Origin of the sequence: Peribacillus sp. Aquil_B1 (assembly GCF_022603275.1) — a bacterium.
GTDB lineage: Bacteria > Bacillota > Bacilli > Bacillales > DSM-1321 > Peribacillus.
Window position 1 is genome coordinate 1 of record NZ_JAKXEE010000005.1, and the last position, 19953, is coordinate 19953.

Annotated in this window: 17 protein-coding genes, 1 pseudogene and 1 riboswitch; of the genes and pseudogenes, 6 read left to right on the top strand and 12 right to left on the bottom strand. The window is 42.1% G+C overall.

The window, feature by feature from the left end; translation table 11 throughout:
• Window positions 1–302: 302 nt before the first annotated feature.
• The gene (locus tag MPH60_RS23805; protein WP_241593563.1) at window positions 303–1178 is read right to left on the bottom strand and encodes a nucleotidyltransferase-like protein; all 876 of its coding nucleotides are present in this window, start codon (window positions 1176–1178) and stop codon (window positions 303–305) included.
• Window positions 1179–1353: 175 nt separating this feature from the next.
• On the opposite strand from MPH60_RS23805, the gene MPH60_RS23810 reads away from it, so the two are divergent.
• Entirely contained in the window at window positions 1354–1707 is a 354-nt protein-coding gene (locus MPH60_RS23810) for a YgzB family protein (RefSeq protein WP_101225973.1), read from the top strand.
• Window positions 1708–1814: 107 nt separating this feature from the next.
• On the opposite strand, the gene perR is transcribed toward MPH60_RS23810, so the two are convergent.
• The 5 genes from perR to MPH60_RS23835 form a co-directional block, all read right to left on the bottom strand.
• Window positions 1815–2258, bottom strand: a complete 444-nt coding sequence (perR, locus tag MPH60_RS23815; RefSeq protein WP_076371177.1) for a peroxide-responsive transcriptional repressor PerR — start codon at window positions 2256–2258, stop codon at window positions 1815–1817.
• A 156-nt stretch (window positions 2259–2414) separates the two neighbouring features.
• Window positions 2415–3359 (bottom strand): D-2-hydroxyacid dehydrogenase, encoded by a 945-nt coding sequence (locus tag MPH60_RS23820; protein WP_241593557.1) that lies wholly within the window; start codon window positions 3357–3359, stop codon window positions 2415–2417.
• 148 nt (window positions 3360–3507) lie between these two features.
• Window positions 3508–4617: an aminopeptidase gene (locus MPH60_RS23825; RefSeq protein WP_241593556.1), complete on the bottom strand. Its 1110-nt coding sequence runs from the start codon at window positions 4615–4617 to the stop codon at window positions 3508–3510.
• An 11-nt stretch (window positions 4618–4628) separates the two neighbouring features.
• Window positions 4629–5099, bottom strand: coding sequence for a thioredoxin-dependent thiol peroxidase (gene bcp, locus MPH60_RS23830; RefSeq protein WP_241593555.1), 471 nt, complete (start codon window positions 5097–5099; stop codon window positions 4629–4631).
• Between the two features lie 62 nt (window positions 5100–5161).
• On the bottom strand, window positions 5162–5581 hold the full coding sequence (locus MPH60_RS23835; protein ID WP_101225970.1) for a potassium channel family protein: 420 nt from the start codon (window positions 5579–5581) through the stop codon (window positions 5162–5164).
• A 238-nt stretch (window positions 5582–5819) separates the two neighbouring features.
• Window positions 5820–6012, top strand: a riboswitch (cobalamin riboswitch).
• A gap of 147 nt (window positions 6013–6159) precedes the next feature.
• Here MPH60_RS23835 and metE point away from each other — a divergent pair.
• The gene (gene metE / locus MPH60_RS23840) at window positions 6160–8466 is read left to right on the top strand and encodes a 5-methyltetrahydropteroyltriglutamate--homocysteine S-methyltransferase (protein ID WP_241593554.1); all 2307 of its coding nucleotides are present in this window, start codon (window positions 6160–6162) and stop codon (window positions 8464–8466) included.
• Window positions 8463–8615: pseudogene (locus MPH60_RS23845) on the top strand (acyl-CoA thioesterase); the annotation flags it as partial. The gene metE and the pseudogene MPH60_RS23845, both read left to right, overlap by 4 nt.
• 227 nt (window positions 8616–8842) lie before the next feature.
• Here MPH60_RS23845 and MPH60_RS23850 read toward each other — a convergent pair.
• The 6 genes from MPH60_RS23850 to MPH60_RS23875 form a co-directional block, all read right to left on the bottom strand.
• Complete coding sequence (locus MPH60_RS23850; RefSeq protein WP_405390241.1) at window positions 8843–8986, bottom strand: helix-turn-helix domain-containing protein; 144 nt, start codon at window positions 8984–8986, stop codon at window positions 8843–8845.
• A gap of 10 nt (window positions 8987–8996) precedes the next feature.
• Window positions 8997–9476: a DUF2975 domain-containing protein gene (locus tag MPH60_RS23855; protein ID WP_241593553.1), complete on the bottom strand. Its 480-nt coding sequence runs from the start codon at window positions 9474–9476 to the stop codon at window positions 8997–8999.
• Between the two features lie 35 nt (window positions 9477–9511).
• Window positions 9512–9994, bottom strand: coding sequence for a DUF2975 domain-containing protein (locus tag MPH60_RS23860; RefSeq protein ID WP_241593552.1), 483 nt, complete (start codon window positions 9992–9994; stop codon window positions 9512–9514).
• A gap of 455 nt (window positions 9995–10449) precedes the next feature.
• Entirely contained in the window at window positions 10450–11235 is a 786-nt protein-coding gene (locus tag MPH60_RS23865) for an ABC transporter permease (protein WP_048678294.1), read from the bottom strand.
• 4 nt (window positions 11236–11239) lie between these two features.
• Window positions 11240–12031 (bottom strand): ABC transporter permease, encoded by a 792-nt coding sequence (locus MPH60_RS23870; RefSeq protein WP_072272421.1) that lies wholly within the window; start codon window positions 12029–12031, stop codon window positions 11240–11242.
• A 48-nt stretch (window positions 12032–12079) separates the two neighbouring features.
• Window positions 12080–13087 carry an ABC transporter ATP-binding protein gene (locus MPH60_RS23875; protein ID WP_034305344.1) on the bottom strand — a complete coding sequence of 336 codons (1008 nt, stop codon included), beginning with the start codon at window positions 13085–13087 and terminating at the stop codon, window positions 12080–12082.
• Window positions 13088–13238: 151 nt separating this feature from the next.
• Between MPH60_RS23875 and MPH60_RS23880 the strand changes: the two genes are divergently transcribed.
• From MPH60_RS23880 to MPH60_RS23890, 3 genes are all read left to right on the top strand, one after another.
• Window positions 13239–13559 (top strand): hypothetical protein, encoded by a 321-nt coding sequence (locus MPH60_RS23880; RefSeq protein WP_241593551.1) that lies wholly within the window; start codon window positions 13239–13241, stop codon window positions 13557–13559.
• A gap of 132 nt (window positions 13560–13691) precedes the next feature.
• On the top strand, window positions 13692–14981 hold the full coding sequence (locus MPH60_RS23885; RefSeq protein ID WP_241593550.1) for a glutamate-1-semialdehyde 2,1-aminomutase: 1290 nt from the start codon (window positions 13692–13694) through the stop codon (window positions 14979–14981).
• 340 nt (window positions 14982–15321) lie between these two features.
• Window positions 15322–19794 carry a glutamate synthase-related protein gene (locus MPH60_RS23890; RefSeq protein WP_241593548.1) on the top strand — a complete coding sequence of 1491 codons (4473 nt, stop codon included), beginning with the start codon at window positions 15322–15324 and terminating at the stop codon, window positions 19792–19794.
• The last annotated feature ends 159 nt before the right edge of the window (window positions 19795–19953 follow it).

Genomic DNA, 19953 nt, shown 5'->3' on the forward strand with positions numbered 1-19953 from the left:
TTCGTCCTGAGCCAGGATCAAACTCTCCGAAGAAATGTTTGACTTGCTCATTTGCTTTTTGATAGTGTGTGCTCACTTAAAATTTAACGTTGGCGCTTTGTTTTGTTCAGTTTTCAAAGAGCAATTTCGTTGTCGTTTACTTCGTAAGCGACTTTTACATCTTATCATGTTTTCAACATTGTTGTCAACATGTTTTTTTAAGTTTTTTTGTTTTAATGAAGCTGCGAAAGCTGATGTCCCGCAGCGACATGTATTAATATAACACCTATATTACTATTGGTCAACAATAAAAATGCATTTTTTTAAAAGTTTTTTGACACTCGATAAAACCGGTGATATACCTCGTGACCTTTTGTCTCCGCTTTGATAACGTCGATTACCTTCTTCTCTATCAAATATTCCAATAAAACACCTAGGTCGACTGAATAAAACTTAACTTCCGGATGTTCCATAAGTTCCGCAATCGTCCACGGATCTTCTTTCGTCCCCATTATTTCGACCAAATGCTGTGAACCTGCATTCGTCCTCGAATAAATAAGAAATTCGCTCGCAAGGAATAGAAGCTCCAATCTTTTTTCGAGAGTTTCCTCACTGCTGATCAATTCTTTATACAACTTATAGATCTCAGGTTCCATATGCTTCACTTGGTTCCAAACCGTAACCTCCGGATAAAAACCTTGTTCTATTATTTCCAAACGGGCCAAGTGATGCAAGGAATGAACGATATGGTTGTATGCCTCCAGATAATGGCCTTTTTCAAAGAAGCTTTTCCCATCCATGTACCTGCGAATTAACTTTGCAAACTCCATCCCCATCTTTAACTTCCTTCCATAGAAGGGGAACTCCCGGATTTCTGTTTTCAAACGGTCCAAATATTCATTCCGGTCAAAAAGAACCTTCCCGTTATATATCCAGTCAACCACTTTGCGGTTCGTACCTAATAGAAGCCATTCTTTTAACTGGTCTTCCTTCACGATATGTAAGGCTGCCTTTTTATCACGGTAAGTGTAATGTTTTAAAAACACGGCCTCTTCGGCTTCGTCTGCAATCACAAAAAGGATGTAGTCAAATGTATCGGTAATCGGGCTATTATCATCCCTTTTTTCTATTAACAAGATTCCAAGTGTAGATTTTAAACTTGCTCGCTCTTGATAAATCGGGCGAAGGATATCTTCCATCATAAATTCCTCCATAACCTTTTTTTTTAGATTTTCGACAAAACTCTTCAAATTCCTGCTTATGTCCCTTACCCCAAACCATCTCAATTCAAAAGTAATATGTATCCTTTATTTCTTTTTTGTTCCATCCATTGTTTATGTTATAGTTAAAGTTATATTTTAGGAGGGACAATCCATGGCTAAATATTCTAGCAAAATCAATAAAATACGCACTTTTGCTTTGAGTTTGATTTTCATCGGCTTCATCGTAATGTACCTGGGGCTTTTCTTCAAAACGCATCCTGTTGTCATGACGATTTTCATGGGGCTGGGCCTTTTATTCATAATCGCAAGTACAGGGGTTTATTTTTGGATTGGAATGCTTTCCACAAAATCGATCCAGGTTGTCTGTCCTAACTGCGGCAAACCTACCAAAATACTAGGGCGTGTAGATATTTGCATGCATTGCGAAGAACCATTGACACTTGACAAAAAGCTGGAAGGCGAAGAATTCAACGAAAAATATAACCGGAAAAGCCTGCATGACTAATGACTAATGGAATTCGACTAGCTGAATTCCCTTTAAAGAAGTCTTTAACAATTGTATCATTTCTTCATAACATGAAAAAAAGTTCCAACCAAGTGGAGGAACTTTTTTTAATGCGATTCTTTTTTCGCACAATCCGTACAGTCGCCGTAGATTTCCATCCGATGGTGACTAACATTGAAACCGGTGACTTGTGCTGCGAAATGCTCGACTTCATCCAATGCAGGATAATCGAAATCCACAATTTTCCCGCAAGTTTGGCAAATTACATGATAATGATTCGTCGTCACAAAATCAAACCTTGCTGAAGAATCACCATACGTAAGTTCTTTTACCAAACCTACCTCACGGAACACACGCAGGTTGTTATAAACCGTTGCCACACTCATATTCGGAAACTTGCCTTCCAGCGCTTTATATATATCATCAGCGGTAGGGTGGGACATGGAGCTTATCAAATACTCAAGTATCGCATGGCGTTGAGGAGTTATTCTTACACCGGTATCTTTTAAGGAATCCAACGCTTCTTTTAACTGAACTTCAGACACCGTCATCCACCTCTTTTTCTCATTAAGTATGCATTCTTAAATTATAATGTTTATAAATAGTGTACCTTTTATGCGTTGAATTTGTCAATAATTCAATGGCTTAACCATTCTTTTTTAGTTTATTCATGAACACATTGAATCTTTCCCATTTTTGCAATGAGTTTAGTATCCCCTGGATAAGTCGATTACGTTGGTGAAGTCTTTTCCAGCTTTCAGGTATTCACGCATATTTTTTTCGAATATGGCAAAGGTTCTTGGTAAATATTCTCCGCTTTTACTTGAAAGATGCGGAGTGACTGTAACATTCTCCATCCTCCAAAACGGATGCCCTTTTCCTAATGGTTCCGGATCAAATACATCCAAGATGGCATGAGATAATTCCCCGGCATTCAGCGCTTCGATCAGCATTTCATCGTTAATCAGGTCGCCCCGGCCAATATTCACGAATACTGCAGTTTCTTTCATTGCTTCAAAGTGTTCCTTTTGCAGAAGACCCTTCGTTTCATCCGTACTTGGCAGGACGGATACGATATAATCGGCCCCCGGTATGGCTTCCAATAAATTATCCAGGGCATAGAGGTGATCTATGGATTCCACTGGTTTCCCGCTCCGGTTCACTCCTATCGTCGTCATCCGAAAGGCTTTCCCAAGACGAGCCACTTCCCCTCCAATTGCACCCACACCAATAACTAACATCGTCTTGCCATTCAATTCCCCTACTTCAATCTTTCTATCCCACAATTCTTCCGTTTCATTCTTCATAAGCAGTTTCAATTTCTTTTCATATTGCAAAAGCATCCCTATCGTATACTCTGCCATTGGGATTTTATGAATGCCTCTAGCATTTGTCACCAGAATGCCCCGTTCCTCTATGGCTTTAAATGGCATTAATTCCATCCCTGCACTCATGACCATGATCCACTTCAAGTTCGCAGCTTTCCCAATGATTTCTTCCGTTAAGTCTTCACCATATGTAATTAAGATTTCCGCTTCACGAAGCGGCCCATCCGTCCATCCTTTTTGATAAATGAAGCTCAAGTCAGGAAAAGCTTCCGTCATCTTCTTTTGGATGCCTTCATTAGGAATGACAGTTGAAAGTATTAACATGTTCATCTCTCCCTTTTAATTAACATAAAAAAACACGGGCTCTATGTGTCCCGCGCAACTTTCTCTGAGGAGGTATTCCCTTAATAAAGCATATTCAGGTGTCCCCTTTTTGAGTTGGACAAAAGCCTTAGCCTTATTAAAAAAGGCTTTATTTTAAAGAATTTGGGTTTAATGCATCTAATTCCGGCAAAATGAAAACGCCATCCCTTCTGATCAGGACGTCGTCAAAGAAGATGTCACCACCCCCATATTCGGGCCGCTGAATCAAAACCATATCCCAATGAATCGATGATCGGTTTCCATTATCCGCTTCTTCATAGGCAAGTCCAAGAGCCAAGTGCAGACTCCCGCTAATTTTCTCATCGAACAAGGTATCGTCCATAGGTTCCAATATGTATGGGTTGATTCCTATTGCGAACTCCCCGATAAAACGGGACCCTTCATCAATATTCAGAATTCGGTTCATTTCAGAGTCACGATTGGAAGTAGCTTTAATGATTTTTCCCTTTTTTACGTTTAATTCTATGTCACTAAAGGTGAATCCTTCATAGGTTGTTGGTGTGTTGAAGGATATCCTTCCATTGAGACTATCTTTTATGGGTGCCGTAAACACTTCCCCATCCGGTAAATTCTTTTTTCCGGCACATATGACGGCCGGCATACCTTTGATGGAAAAGGTCAAATCCGTTCCTGGCGAAACGATCCTGACTTTGTCAGTTCGTTCCATCAATTGTTTTAACGGTTTCAAGGCCGTCTCCATTTTCCCGTAATCCATGTTGCATACATTCAAAAGAAAATCTTCGTACCTGTCGAAGGTCATGCCGGCTTTTTGCGCTGATGCCTTGGTGGGATAATTAAGCAAGACCCAACGTCGGTTGTTTACATAGAAAAGAGTGGGGGAATTCATAGCCTCCCCTTGTAGACGGAGCCTTTCGATGGGAACATCGGTCATTTCCACATCGTTTTCCTCCCCGGTGATGATGATGACTGCATCGATATCCTTATATTTCTTCAAGGCCCATTGCGAAGAGGTGTCAAGTTGTTCCTTTACATTCCCTTGTAACAGGTGGCGGCTTATTTCATCGTCTTCGAGTTCAACATATGGATAAGCGCCAACTCTGTATATTTCATCAATCAGCTCTTTCAATAATGGTTTCGTGTTGATATGGCCCCGTATGAGGATTCTCTCTTTTGGCTGTAATTGTATCGAATGATGAATCAGCCTGGCTGCAAGCTTCGTTATTCGCTCATCCTTCATCTGTCTGTCCCTTATTTTTCGAGGTCGCGAAGAGTATCAAGAGCTTCTTCGACGTGGCCTTTGACTTTTACTTTCCGCCATTCTTTGACTATCTTACCATCCTTATCAATCAGGAAAGTTGAACGTTCAATGCCCATATACTCCTTACCGAAATTCTTCTTCAATTGCCACACATCAAAGATTTTAGCCGCTTCATGATCTTCATCAGCCAGCAGCAGAAAAGGCAATCCATGTTTTTCGATGAATTTTTCATGACGTGCAGCTGGGTCTGGGCTTACCCCAATGATGACAGCGTCCAATTCCTCAAAATGCTCATTATGGTCCCGGAAATCACAGGCCTCAGTCGTGCATCCTGGCGTCATGTCTTTTGGATAAAAATATAATACGATATATTTCCCCTTAAAATCCGATAGGGACACCATTTCGCCATTGTTTGCAGGGAGCTTGAAATCAGGTGCTTTTTCTCCAATTTTAACAGTCATATTGAACCCTCCATTTCTTTCATTATGGTAAGAGTACCCAATAATTGAAAGAAACACAACTTTCATTTATCCTTCCTATCTTTGTGCTCCAAATCGATCACCGTCCGGATCACGAACGCTGCCGGCAGTGTATAACCGATGAAAGCCTGAATCGTAGCTATCATCCTGCCCATGCCAATCGGGGCTATATCTCCATACCCTACAGAAAACATCGTCATCGCACTAAAATAAAAAGAAGTCTTCAACTGTTCATAGAAAGTGCCGTCCAATCGATTGCCCATATCAAGAATCACCGAATGATTCTGAAGTTCGTATAATAAATAAATCAGTGCAAATCCGACTAATATCGTCGCATATAAATTACCAAGCCAAAGCATATCCTCCAGAGAAAACTTCTTTCCTCCCGACTCAACAAGAAATAACGTACGAATGCTCATCACCATGCAAAAAATGATTCCTGCAATCAAGATGTAGAAAGTCATCCCCCACGCCCCATTTCAAAACGCCACTTCCTCTATACATACTCCCTGTCCAAACAATATATTCTTTTTTAGGAACAGACCCCATCCTCCTGCACAATTAATAACCGGATACTTTCCTGAATCTTTTTTCCATGTTGACCCTTTTGGTCGGATATGTTAAGATTGCCTAAATTTTTATAATAGTTTTTATTTTATAAATTTTTAGCCTGCAAACAGTTATCAAGGCAGGTTTTGTCAAATTTCATATGTGGAAATAGGTTCCTAATTTTAAATTGGGATTAAAAGGGAAGTCCGGTGTAATTCCGGCACGGTCCCGCCACTGTAATGGGAGTGTTAGCGTCAACCAATATGCCACTGATCAACAGATCGGGAAGGCCCGCCGCTAATGTTAATCCCTAAGTCAGGAGACCTGCCTATTTCGACAACACTGTTTTAACCTACGGGAGATAGGGAGGTGTTAGGGACCTTATAATTGTAAGGGGCATTTTTGCATGCCTCTTTATTTTAAGCATTTCTAACTTTCTCTTTTGACTGTTGGGGATGCTTTTTTTATTGTTCAATCAAATGAATTTAGGAGGATGGGAATTTTGAAAAGCAGTAGTTTGGGTTACCCTCGAATCGGGGAAGATCGTGAATGGAAACGTACATTAGAAGCTTACTGGTCTGGTAAAATCGATGAATCAGAATTTACGGCACAACTAAAAGCCATCCGTTTAGGCAACTTACAAAAACAGAAGAAGCGAGGCATTGATATCATTCCTGTCAACGACTTCACTTGCTATGATCAAATGCTCGATATGTCCGTCATGTTCGGTCTTGTTCCTGAACGTTATTCAGCCTATGAAAGCGGAAGCGTTCCCCTTTCCGTTTATTATTCAATGGCTCGCGGAAACAATGATGAAGTCGCTTCCGAAATGACGAAATGGTTCAATACGAACTATCACTATATTGTCCCTGAATTAAAGGTGTCACAGCTGACGTTAACAGAAAATAAACCACTTGCAGCATATCGGGAAGCCAAGGAAATGCTAGGGATAGAAACGAAACCCGTGTTGATCGGTCCTTATACTTTCATCTCCCTTTCAAAAGGCTTTAAAAAACAAGATATCCCTGGCATCATCCTGAGCCTGCTTCCCCTATACATGCAAATCCTGCGGGAGTTGGAGCAAGAAGGCGTGAAGTGGGTTCAAATGGACGAACCTTCACTTGTTTCATCGATTTCCAAAGAAGATATGAAAACTGTTACTTACCTCTATGAAAAACTGAATGAAGCAGCACCAAACCTGAACATCATGCTGCAAACATACTTTGATGCCGTGGAACATTACCAGGAAGTCATCGAATTACAAGTTCAAGGAATCGGTCTTGATTTTGTACATGACAAAGGTAGGAATCTAAGCAACCTGAAAGCATTCGGCTTTCCGAAAAACAAAGTGCTTGCTGCAGGTGTGATTGATGGAAAAAACATTTGGCTTTCTGATTTATCAAAAAAAATCCAATTGATCGAGACTCTTAAGTCATTGGTAGCCGAGGACCAAATCTGGCTTCAGCCCTCTTGTTCCCTGCTTCATGTCCCAGTGACCGTTCGTAATGAAACCGCCCTTTCAAAAGAAGTGAAAGCGGCCCTTGCTTTCGCTGATGAGAAACTTGAGGAAATCACACTCTTGGTCAAAGGGAATAATCAAGGCTTTGAAGCAATTGCCGAAAAAGTCGATGCCAATAAATTTACGGTTCAAACGTTAGCAAGTTCAAATGCCCGGAACTATGGAACTGTACAATCCAATGTCGAAAAGGTTAAAACCAGGACCCCCGGCCGTCAGCTTCCATTTAAAGAGCGTTACCAAAAACAACAGGAATTTTTCAAATTGCCTTTTCTCCCTTCGACTACGATCGGAAGCTTTCCGCAAACATTTGAAGTTAAACAAGCACGCGGGAAATTTAAAAGAGGAGAATGGACCGCTTCGCAATATGAAACATTCGTTAACGAAGAAATCGGCAGGTGGATTGAAATCCAAGAAGAAATCGGTTTGGATGTCCTTGTTCACGGGGAATTCGAACGGACGGATATGGTTGAATACTTCGGCCATAAGTTAGGCGGATTCGCCTTTTTAGAAAAAGGTTGGGTACAATCCTATGGATCCCGCTGTGTGAAACCGCCAGTCATCTACGGCGACATCCATTTCATCGAACCGATGACAGTCAGGGAAAGTGTATACGCACAATCACTGACGAAGAAGACGGTAAAGGGAATGCTTACAGGTCCTGTAACGATTTTGAACTGGTCATTTGTCCGTGATGATATTTCCAGGGAGAATGTTTGCTATCAGCTGGCGCTCGCTTTGGAAAAAGAAGTCATTGCATTGGAAACCGCTGGAATCAAAATGATTCAGGTTGATGAGCCTGCACTTAGAGAAGGTCTGCCATTGAAAAAAAGCGATCGCGACGAGTATTTGAACTGGGCTGTGAATTCGTTCTTGATATCGACATCAAGCGTGGAGGATACAACCCAAATTCATACGCATATGTGTTATTGCGACTTCAACAGTTTCATGGATGTCATCTCCTCCCTTGATGCCGATGTAATTTCCATCGAAACATCCCGTAGTCATGGAGAGCTTGCTTCCGCATTCGAGGAAAAGACGTATGAAAAAGGTATTGGCCTGGGTGTGTATGATATTCACAGCCCGCGTGTGCCGGCAGTGGAAGAAATGGTCGATATGATTGAACGTGGGATCAAGGTATTGGATAAAGACCAGTTTTGGATCAATCCCGACTGCGGCCTGAAAACAAGGGGCATCCCGGAAACCGTCGCTTCCCTGAAAAACATGGTCGAAGCAGCAAAAATCGTCCGTGAAACCCTTTTGGCCAAACCAACAGCCCAATGATTGAAATGAACGCTGCCCATCCAACAAAGAAGTCACGGACTTTTTTAACCGACCTTGTTTTTCCACCGGATACAAATCATCACAATACCATCTTTGGCGGGAAAGTAATGGCCTATGTCGATAAAATAGCTGAGGTGCAAACATTGCAAATCACATCATATTTTTTGTCACTAATATCAATGCAATTCTCAATGCAATTCTCTGAGTAAATAACATCAATAAACGCAAAGAAGGGATAGCTTAATGGCTATCCCTTAAATTCTCTATCCGCTCCCGTTAGTTAATAAATTTGTTGTCTGTTTTTATTGAGTGTCTTCGTCGCTTTTGTACTCCAAAATCTCACTTGGCTGACAATCCAAAGTCTTACATATCGCTTCTAATGTTGAAAACGAACCGCTTTTGCTCCCCCATTTTTCAGAATGGAAATATTCGCCATAGTAATTCCAACCCTCTCCGAAAGCTCCGTTACGCTCATTTTTCGTTTTGCTAACATCACATCAATATTAATTATAATTGCCATATCCCCCACCTCAGACCGTCAAATCATTTTCCGATTTTATGTTAATCGCTTCTTGTAGAAGCCGTTGGAGGATAGCAGCAAAAACGGCGATAACCAACGAGGCAAAAATGATGATGAGTCCCATTAATCCAATAGGAGGGTCAACTTTCTTTGCTATAAAATGAAAGAGTGGCAAACCTAATACATACAAACCACTGATTGTAATCGCACAGCACTTTATGTTCTTTAACGCCTTTACAGATAATTTCGAGAACGCTGTGTTCTCGTCAATGTACCGTACAAGGTTGAAAGCCTGATAGAGAGCAACGTAAAAAGGAATAGCCGCTCCATACATCACGATGAAAATGAGATATTTCATTAGGGCAATATTGGGATACAATTTTGCTGCGAAATTCGCCATATGGGGAACTAAAAATATACACAATGCAAGAACTGGGATTCCTATAAAAATAATAGCTAGCTTTAAAAAGAGTGTCGTAACTCGTTTCATAAAAAGTACCTCGTTAATTACATTTTCTCAAACCGTTAATCATTTTTTGAATTAATATCTGGGACATTTTTTAATGGCTTTTGAAGTGCATCCACAATGGCTGCGATGATACTTGTTGCCAAGATGCCCATTAGACCTAGAGATATTGGACCTGCTGGGTCGTCTCCTGTGAATTGAACACGCACCCTTAAATAAACTATTGCTAAAAAAATGAAGAAAATGACAGTAAAAGTGCATTTTTTAATTACCTTTAAAGATTGAAGAGATAACTCAGAAAAAGCATTATTCTTTTCGATATAGGTTAAAAGTTTAAATATTTGATACAACGCGACAGAAAACGTAATACATATTCCATATGCACATACCAAAAGTGGATATAGCGAATAATCACCTGGGCGCTCTATTGCATCTCTTCTGGCTGCTTCAGGCAACCAATAGATACATAAAGCAAGCACTGCAATTCCAGCCAGAAAAATAATTACCTTTAAGAAAGTGGTTGAGCCTCGTTTAACATTCATTTAAAACACCTCACTTATTTAGTGACAATCTGATTTTAGCATATTATTTATCGATTAACAATAAATTAGTATTGTTTATTATTATATTATTATTGTTATCAACAAAAATAAAAAGCATTTCTCATTACAAAGAAATGCTCTTACTTTCCACTACTTTGGGTTTTCCCGGGTTTAAAAAACCCCATATCTGTTCCTCCTTCATAATTCACAGTAAAAATCACACTGTACAATAATTATTTCCAAATTCGAGAAGTGGTGTACGAAATCTTGCTTGAATTTTAATAAAAACATCAAAGAGTGTAGTAATTTCAAGGAAAGAAAAAACGTGCAATTCATGTGTGAATTCACGTCAAAAATGTATTGTGAAATTGATTTTTGCAAGATAGATTGAAAGAAAGAATAAACGCAACTAAACAAAAACCCCTTCAACATGAATGCTGTTGAAGGGGTTTCTTTCAGTTCCCTGCCCCGCGGTACCTCTTCACTCCCTGATTCCATATGAATACGGATATCACGAAAAAGGCTACCCCAATTACAGGTGTGGCAAATGCATATGCATACCACTCTTCTTTTCTAAGGAAATAAGATGCCGGATAGACACCAACAAACGCGAATGGCAGCACCCATGTAAGGACAAAACGAATGACCTTATTATAAATATCAACAGGATAGCGCCCATAGTTCCCGATATTGTACATCATTGGCATGATGGAGGTTTTCGCATCCGACCAGAAACCAATGCTTGCTATCGCAACGAATATGGCTGCATAAGCAAGGGCCCCGCCTATTGCAAAAATGATGAAAAGGATCGGGTCATACCACGCAAGCTGCAGATCCAATGAAATCCCGGAATAGAATATAATGATCAAACCGGTCACAACACCAAATAACGCTTCAAGCTCGATTCTTTCTAAAATGACTTGAAATAGGCTATGTATCGGTCTTGTTAATATCCGGTCCATTTCACCTTTGACGATATAGCGGTCATTAAAATCCCAGATGTTGAAAAAGGCTGAAAAAAGGGCGAATGGGATAAGGAAAAATCCATAAATGAATATGATTTCTTCTCGGCTCCAGCCGCTTAAAAATTGTGTATGTCCAAAAACGACTAAGATAAATACCAGATTCACGACCTGATTCAGCAGGTCAGATAGGATTTCCATGAAGAAATCGGCTCGATATTGCAGTCTTGTTTTCATATATTGACTCACATATTGAAAAAACATCGATACATAAAACATCCCGTCAACCTCCTTGAATAATCAGCTGTTTTTTTGCGACTATCCATAAAAGCTGAATCGGTATTATGAGAATGATGCACCAAATTAACTGCTGTAAAAGTGCCATGCCAATTTCGCCTGAACTGTACCCGTTCGTAAAAATCATGCTTGGTACATAGCTGATCCCTTGAAAGGGTAAATATTTCATCACTTCCTGCGCCCATATAGGATAGAAACTGATGGGCAGCAGCAGACCGGAAAATAAATCAATGATAACCCTTTTAGCTCGGATTAATCCGGCATTATTATATAAGAAAAAGGTAGTGATTCCCGTCAATAAGTTAATTTGTGTATTGATGATGAAGCTGAACAGCAAGGAAATGCCGAACATCCCCCACGTAGCCGGCTCGTGCGGCAATTCGATAGGAAAAATGAATGCTACCAGAAGCATCCCCGGAATCGAGAAGAAGAAGAAACGGAATATCCCTTCCCCAAGTCCTTGCATCGTTTTCATGCCTAAATAGTTATAAGGCCGGATCATCTCAATGGCAACCTTGCCGTCTTTAATCTCAGTGGCGATTTCGCGGTCAATATTATTGAAATAAAAAGCGCGCGCCATCCATGCAACCGCGACATAGGTTGTCATCTGCATGCTTGAAAGTCCTTCGATTGAGCTTTTTTCTCCATATATTGCATTCCATAAGAAATAATAAGCACCGATATTAATGCTATAAATTAAAATGCCGGTATAATAATCCGTTCGATACGCAAGCATCATTAAAAAACGCATGCGGATCATGGCAAGATACTTCCCCATTGCCCTCCCCCTTCTTGATAGACACGTTGTTTCTTATTGATAAGAGAGTCAGACAGTGCCTTCTTCGTAAATATTGCGAACGATCTCTTCAATGGACGTTTCATGTATTTTGATGTCTTTAATTTTAAAATGAGATACGACAGCTGAAACAAGCTGTGAAATATGATCACTTTCTTCTTTCAACAAGGCAATGTAAGTTTGATTTTTCTCATCATAAACCCAGTTAGCGGTAAAAGGGAGCGCTAAAGATTGTAATTCCTTCAATGCGATCGGCTCGATGAATTGAAAATGGATCTGTTTTTCCTCCGCCCAGTTATCTTTCAAACTCTGCAATTCCCCATCATAGATGATTTGTCCTTCATCAAGCATGATTACACGCTCACATAATGCTTCAATATCTCCTAGATCATGTGTAGTCAAAAGGATTGTCGTATTATATTTCTCATTGATTTCTTTCAGGAACTCACGAATCTTCATTTTCACGAGCACATCAAGTCCAATTGTCGGCTCATCCAGGAACAGTAAAGGCGGATTGTGAATCAAAGCTGCCGCAAGCTCACAGCGCATCCGCTGACCAAGCGAGAGTTTACGCACTGGTTTGTCCAGCAAAGGACCGATATCAAGCGTCTTGATGACATGTTCCATATGATCGTTATATTGTTCATCCGTTACCTTATAGACCTTTTTTAGCAGCCTAAACGATTCTTGAACGGCAATATCCCACCAAAGCTGTGAGCGCTGACCGAATACGACTCCGATTGTTTGAGTGAACTTTTCCCTTTCTTTATGCGGGTTCATGCCATTGACCGTGATTTCACCTGCTGTCGGTTCCAAAATACCTGTCAGCATTTTGATCGTGGTCGATTTCCCTGCACCATTTTCCCCGATATAAGCTACCATCTCACCCTTTTTTACAGTAAAATTGATATCATTGACGGCAGGGACGACCTTATAATTTCTGGTAAGTAAATCCCGGAAGGCACCCTTTAGCCCTGAACGGCTTGATGCCGACTTAAATTCCTTCCGAAGCTGTTTCACTTGAATTGCATCACTCATCCTGTTACATCCTCCGTAATCTCTTGTCCTAATGAATTAGTTTATCCAACCTAACCTTTTTAGACAATAAAAATGCTTGGCTGCCATTTACCATTTTCAGGGGGGAAATAGCCGTTGTACCAGATACATATATAAAGGAGACGAGTATGCTATGAATATCAAAAAATTATTACTATCCCAAATTGAAAAAGTCGTTTTCGGCCTTCGATATGACTTCCTTTATGAAGATGAGTACGGTGAATTATTATGCCAGGTCATCCAAAGGGATTCCAGCGGGTCGATCGAAAGCACACCCATCAGTTTCCACCTTCGCATTAATGAAGAGAAAGGAACCGGCCAGCTAATCTATTACCAAGCCCAGGGCGAAATGAACCGCCAATCCTTCGACATCGAAAACCCTGACACCATCTTGGCCATTCTTACTTTCATAACAGGAGTTTTGAAGTCCGACCCTATTTCGCAAACAAAATGAAGGCCCGGAACCCTGATGCTTATAGGGCTGCAGCGAATGAATCACATTTCCCCGACTTCGACCCCAGATTTACGGACGGAAAAGTGCTATGATTAAGGGGAATTATGTTTATATTTTTAGGAGGTTTTAAGATTGGATTTTAGTAATTCGGAGCGTTTACATAAAGAGGCATTGGAACATATCGTTGGCGGGGTTAACAGCCCGTCCCGTTCTTACAAAGCTGTAGGCGGCGGTTCACCTGTTGCGATGGATCATGCCAAAGGTGCTTATTTCTGGGATGTTGATGGCAATAAATATATTGATTACTTAGCTGCATATGGCCCTATCATCACAGGTCATGCGCATCCACATATTACGGAAGCGATCGTTAAAGCAGCAGAAACGGGCGTTTTATACGGCACACCGACAAAACATGAAGTCAAATTTGCCAAAATGTTGAAAGAAGCCATACCATCCATGGATAAAGTCCGCTTCACCAATTCAGGAACCGAGTCCGTCATGTCCACCATCCGCGTTGCCCGCGCTTACACAGGACGCGATAAGATCATCAAGTTTGCAGGCTGTTACCATGGACACTCCGACCTTGTTCTCGTCGCTGCAGGTTCCGGACCGTCCACTTTAGGTACACCGGACTCTGCCGGCGTTCCCAAAAGCATCGCACAAGAAGTCATCACGGTACCTTTCAATGATATTGAGCCATTTAAAGAAGCACTGGATAAATGGGGCAATGAAATTGCTGGCGTGCTGGTTGAACCGATCGTTGGCAACTTCGGAATCGTGGAACCAAGTCCCGGCTTTTTGGAAGAAGTCATTTCATTGTCTCATGAAGCCGGATCACTCGTCATTTTCGACGAGGTCATCACAGCGTTCCGCTTCATGTACGGAGGGGCACAGGACTTTTTGGGAATTCAACCCGATTTGACCGCGCTTGGAAAAATCATCGGGGGCGGGCTTCCTATTGGTGCCTACGGCGGTAAAAAAGAGATAATGGATTCTGTCGCACCGCTGGGACCAGCCTATCAAGCGGGTACGATGGCAGGAAATCCAGCTTCCATGCTTTCCGGGATAGCTTGCTTAGAAGTACTTAAAGAAGAGGGGCTGTATGACGAGCTGGACAGGCTGGGGAAAATCCTTGAAGAAGGTATCCTGAAAGCGGCCCGCCAATATAATGTACCGATCACCATCAACCGCCTTAAAGGGGCATTGACGATCTATTTCACGACAGAAAAGATTGAAAACTATGAGCAGGCGGAAAATACGGATGGCGAAATGTTCGCTAAATTCTTCAAGCTCATGCTCAACCAAGGAATCAATTTGGCGCCGTCCAAATACGAAGCATGGTTCTTGACGATTGCTCACACGGATGATGATATCGCTTATACTCTAAAAGCGGTTGAACATGCATTTAAAAACCTAATGTAATAAAACGAATCAGCATAATTATGCATTTTTTTATACACCCTCAGGATGTTCATTAATCTTGAGGGTTTCTTATTTCCCTTTAACAAATCTTTAATATTGGCATTTGAAGCCACTCCTTACAAAAATCCCACCAATTATAGCATCCAGTCCATTGTATAAAAAATTGATTTCTGAATATTTAAATGATATGATATGAATACATTTATATACATTTATACACTTTCTTTCAATCTATCAAAACTTGGACTATTGTTCGGGTTTACTAATATTTCCCCCATTAATCATATGCTACAGGAGGTGAAAGGCAGAGAATAAGGGTAACCTTATTCAAGCCACAAATATGACCCAACAATGGACACCTACTACATTCAAAGAATTTCACAAGGAAGAACATGATGCCTGCGGTATCGTTTCCTGCATCGAAAAAAAGAAGATCCCTACTAACGAAAACATCTTTGCCTGTATCGACGCCCTGGTTAAAATGAACCATCGCTGCGGCTTCATCAATGGTGAGGGCGATGGCGCCGGCATCCATATCGATATTCCCCGGGCTCTTTGGAAAAAGAAGCTTGAAGCGGTAAATGTCGATTCTAGCATCGTCGATCAAGATTCCTTCATAGTCGGCCATTTATTTTTAAGCAAAAAAACAGAAGCTAACGACTTAAAAATCGAGGTCAAGGAGAAACTGCTCCAACATGGTCTCTCATTGATATTCGAAACGGATAAAGCCTACCGTTCCGAGGCATTGGGTCCGATTGCCATTCAAGAAGACCCAGTGTTCTGGCAATTTGCCTGTTCCTCCACCATCAATAAAAACCAGGAGCTTTCAAATGTTCTTTTCGAGCTGACTTCCGACATCGAAAAAAGTGATTTCATCCATGTTGCATCTTTAAGCCAGCATCATGCGGTATACAAAGTGATGGGTGCTGGAGATACGCTCCCTGCCTATTATCTTGATCTTGCCGACCCTTTGGCTGCCTCCACCATGACACTGGGGCATAATCGTTTTTCAACTAATACTCTATCAAGCTTCTTCCGGGTTCAGCCTTTCAGTGTACTTGGTCATAATGGTGAAATCAATACCATCGCCAAATTGCGTGATGAAGCGAAAATGATCGGAGTTCCCATCGCTAAAGATGGAAGCGACTCACAGGACTTAAACAAGACGATCGAAACTTTCATCTGCCGTCATGGCTACTCTTTATTTGAAGCTGTCGATCTTATGTTCCCGCCAATCATCAATGAAATCAAGGAATATCCCGAGCACTTACAAGACTTATATACGTATTTAAGGGAAGCATGGGGCCATTTTGCGCAAGGTCCGGCAGGCATCATCTCCCGTTTCGGCGATGAAGCCGTGTTCTCAGTCGACTCTTTAGGCTTGCGCCCACTATGGAATATTGAAACGGAATCATCTTATATGTTCACTTCCGAACCAGGAATCATCCCTTCCAGTGAATATACCGGTGATCCGAAACCGATGGGGCCAGGGGAAAAAATCGGTTTAAAATGGAACGGCGACCGTATTGAATTGTACACATACAAAGATTATCAGGATAAAGTATTTGAACTCTTCAATGATCGTTTCGTCCTTTCCAATGACCGAGTCCGCTTACAGCCCCAAGTGTTTGAAAAGGTTGTCTCCATGACAAATACACAAGCCATTCATAATGGTCAGTATAAAGCCTTTGGGTGGGAAAGGGAGCATGTTCAATTAGTGGAACAGATGGCTGAAAAAGGCGCTGAGCCCATTCGTTCACTTGGTCATGATGCGCCACTCGCAGCACTTAATCCCCAACGGACCAACCTTGCTGATTTCATTAAGGAAAGTGTGGCCGTTGTAACTAACCCAGCGATCGACAGGGACCGGGAAACCGAGCACTTCTCAACAAGAACGATCATCGGAAAACGTCCTTCCCTTTTCGAAGCGAATAAGGCAGGAAGGGTTACGGAGCTGCTGACTCCCTTATTGATTGAAGGGTCAACGGGTTATGAGTGTTCATCCATCGTATCGCAGCCAAGCTATGATCAGTTCATTAAATATAACCAAGATCAAAAACTCGTACACTTCATTTCAAGCACGTTCAAAGAAGATGAAAACATCACGGATGCCTTGACCAGGATTACGGATGAAAGTGTCAATGCAGTGGATGAAGGAAAAACGCTGCTCGTTCTGGATGATGCCCTTGCCCATCAAAACGGCAACCTTTGGCTTGATCCCCACCTTGTCACTTCAGCCGTCGATCAAGCGTTGGTCCGCACAGGCAAGCGCCGTGATTGTTCCATCCTTTTACGTTCAGCATCACTAAGGTCACTGCATGATATCATCGTTTCTTATGGTCTTGGGGCCAACTTAATCAGCCCCTATTATATGTTCCTTTCCTTATCTTCGGATGACCTCAAGGGGGTTACCAATCTATATAACTCCTTGACGAAAGGTCTTGAGAAAGTCATCTCCACCATTGGCATTCATGAGCTGCGCGGCTATGGAAGACTTTTCTCAAGCATCGGTTTACATGAGGAAATCGCGAAATATTTAAATGTGGCTAACTTCTTCGGATCCAATGATCTGGACTATAATTTTGATAAAATCAAGGCAGATGCCATCCAGCGAGCAGAAGATTACGGCAATGAAAAAGAACGGATGGGCAAAACCTTTCATCTGTTCCCAAGAATTTGGAAGTCTATCGGGGAAGTTGCTTCAACCGGGGACTATGATGCTTATCGCGAAAAGATCACCGAACAGGAAGAATCCAATCCTACGACGATCCGCCACTTGACATCATTAAAAACTTCAGATGCTTCCATCCCTTCTGAAGAAGTCAGTCTTTCGGTCGGCGAACAGGAATTGCCGTTCGTCATAGCCTCCATGTCTTTTGGATCACAAAATGAGATTGCTTTCAGGGCCTATGCTGAAGCTGCCGAGAGGTTAGGGATGATCAGCATGAATGGCGAAGGCGGGGAAATAAAGGATATGCTTGGCAAGTACCCGAAATCCCGCGGACAGCAAATCGCTTCCGGCCGTTTCGGTGTCAATGCAGAACTATTGAACTCTTCAAATCTATTGGAAATTAAAATTGGTCAAGGGGCAAAACCTGGTGAAGGCGGTCACCTTCCAGGTTCCAAGGTCACAGCGAAAATCGCAGAAGCCCGAAATGCAACAATCGGTTCCGATTTGATCTCCCCTTCCAATAATCATGATATATACTCAATTGAAGATTTGGCCCAAATGATCCATGAGCTAAAAACGGCAAACGACAAGGCAAAAGTTGCCGTCAAAGTACCGGTCGTTCCAAACATTGGTACGATTGCTGTCGGCGTCGCAAAAGCGGGGGCCGATATCATTACGCTTTCCGGTTTTGATGGCGGAACGGGTGCTGCCAGGATCCATGCACTCGCACATGTCGGTCTGCCCGTTGAGATTGGTGTGAAAGCCGCCCATAATGCGCTGCTTGAGTCAGGTATCAGACAGAATGTTGAAATTTGGGCTGACGGTGGGTTAAAAAGCTCGATGGATGTATTGAAGGTAATGCTGCTTGGTGCTAACCGTGTAGGCTTTGGAACCCTTTCGATGATTGCCGTCGGCTGTACAACGTGCCGCGGATGTCACCTTGATACTTGCCATGTGGGCATCGCCACACAAATTGAATCGGAAGCCCAGGCGAAAGAACACGGGCTGCGCCGTTTTGTTCCACGAAAATTTGATTTAGCCGTTCAGGGATTAACGAATATGTTCAGTGCATTTGCAAGAGAACTCAAATCTTTGACCGGATCACTTGGGGTGAAGAATCTTCAGGATATCGTCGGACGTTCTGATTTACTGCAGCAAGTTAAAGGTCAACAATCATTGGATTTAACCTATTTATTGAAAAACTTGGATATAACACCTTTCTCACATAAGGAAACGGCTGCATATTTGAATGAAGGCTCCATGCAGGTAGCCGTTGGCGCTGAATATCTTGATTCGCATGTAGATGATCTGCAGCAATCCCGTAGCTATAGCTCGATCACCTCCGAGCAGCGTGTACTCGGCAGCAGGGTGTCCTGTCACCGCGTTAGGGGCAGATTGGACGGATCATACAAAAAACTTCCTCCCGTTCACCTATCCTACCAGGATGGATCCATCCCGGGTAACGGACTCGGGGCATACAATACGGAGGGAATTACAATCAGCGTGAATGGCGGTGCCCAGGATGGTATCGGCAAAACATCGATTGGCGGTAATATTGCCATCTTTAAATCTCCAGGAAAAGATGGAAAGTTCTACAATGGCTCTGTAGGCAAGGGATTTGGTTACGGTGCACAGCATGGTCTTCTCATTGCCCAAGGTGATGCCGATGCCAGGGCGGGAATCCGGCTTTCCGGAGCGGATATGATCATTGGAGGATTATTGAAACAACCGCTTCCTGAAAAGGAAACCGGTAATATTGCGGTAACTTCCAATATTAAGGGATTCGCTTTTGAATACATGACAAATGGAAGAGGTTTGGTTCTGGGTGATCCCGGTCCATGGATCTGCGCAGGGATGACAGGCGGTGTCGTTTATTTACGGCAACAGCCTGAATCTGGATTAACCAAGGAGGTCATTAAGAAGCGGGTTGCGAAAGGGGCAAAGATTTCCATTGAGCCCCTATCCGCAAGAGGCCTGCAGGATGTGGCTGAACTTCTGGGCAAATATACGGACCTCTTGAAAGATCATGGCCAAAGCGAAGAAGCGGCCTCTTTAAAGGCATTGCTTCAAAATCCTGAAGAGCACTTCCTTCAGGTTGTTCCAGTTAAAGAACAGGCGGACCCTGCTGTTTCCACGGAGTGATGCCGAAAATATATTAAAAAAGGCTGATGCTCTTAAATGAGAGCATCAGCCTTTTCCAGTCATATACCTCAGGAATAGTCTTTAAACGATGGAAAAACACAGTTGAAAACAATCAACAAATTGCCTATCGTTTCTTTATATATTAAACTTGATTTTAAC

What these genes read in the sequence shown, in the direction of transcription:
- MPH60_RS23805 (WP_241593563.1), bottom strand. Translation starts at nt 1,178, where the DNA reads ATGGAAGATATCCTTCGCCCGATTTATCAAGAGCGAGCAAGTTTAAAA.
- MPH60_RS23850 (WP_405390241.1), bottom strand. Translation starts at nt 8,986, where the DNA reads ATGGCAATTATAATTAATATTGATGTGATGTTAGCAAAACGAAAAATG.
- perR (WP_076371177.1), bottom strand. Translation starts at nt 2,258, where the DNA reads ATGACGGTGTCTGAAGTTCAGTTAAAAGAAGCGTTGGATTCCTTAAAA.
- MPH60_RS23880 (WP_241593551.1), top strand. Translation starts at nt 13,239, where the DNA reads ATGAATATCAAAAAATTATTACTATCCCAAATTGAAAAAGTCGTTTTC.
- MPH60_RS23820 (WP_241593557.1), bottom strand. Translation starts at nt 3,359, where the DNA reads ATGTTAATACTTTCAACTGTCATTCCTAATGAAGGCATCCAAAAGAAG.
- MPH60_RS23855 (WP_241593553.1), bottom strand. Translation starts at nt 9,476, where the DNA reads ATGAAACGAGTTACGACACTCTTTTTAAAGCTAGCTATTATTTTTATA.
- MPH60_RS23810 (WP_101225973.1), top strand. Translation starts at nt 1,354, where the DNA reads ATGGCTAAATATTCTAGCAAAATCAATAAAATACGCACTTTTGCTTTG.
- MPH60_RS23825 (WP_241593556.1), bottom strand. Translation starts at nt 4,617, where the DNA reads ATGAAGGATGAGCGAATAACGAAGCTTGCAGCCAGGCTGATTCATCAT.
- MPH60_RS23865 (WP_048678294.1), bottom strand. Translation starts at nt 11,235, where the DNA reads ATGTTTTATGTATCGATGTTTTTTCAATATGTGAGTCAATATATGAAA.
- MPH60_RS23835 (WP_101225970.1), bottom strand. Translation starts at nt 5,581, where the DNA reads ATGACTTTCTACATCTTGATTGCAGGAATCATTTTTTGCATGGTGATG.
- MPH60_RS23875 (WP_034305344.1), bottom strand. Translation starts at nt 13,087, where the DNA reads ATGAGTGATGCAATTCAAGTGAAACAGCTTCGGAAGGAATTTAAGTCG.
- MPH60_RS23870 (WP_072272421.1), bottom strand. Translation starts at nt 12,031, where the DNA reads ATGGGGAAGTATCTTGCCATGATCCGCATGCGTTTTTTAATGATGCTT.
- MPH60_RS23860 (WP_241593552.1), bottom strand. Translation starts at nt 9,994, where the DNA reads ATGAATGTTAAACGAGGCTCAACCACTTTCTTAAAGGTAATTATTTTT.
- metE (WP_241593554.1), top strand. Translation starts at nt 6,160, where the DNA reads ATGGGAATTTTGAAAAGCAGTAGTTTGGGTTACCCTCGAATCGGGGAA.
- MPH60_RS23890 (WP_241593548.1), top strand. Translation starts at nt 15,322, where the DNA reads ATGACCCAACAATGGACACCTACTACATTCAAAGAATTTCACAAGGAA.
- bcp (WP_241593555.1), bottom strand. Translation starts at nt 5,099, where the DNA reads ATGACTGTTAAAATTGGAGAAAAAGCACCTGATTTCAAGCTCCCTGCA.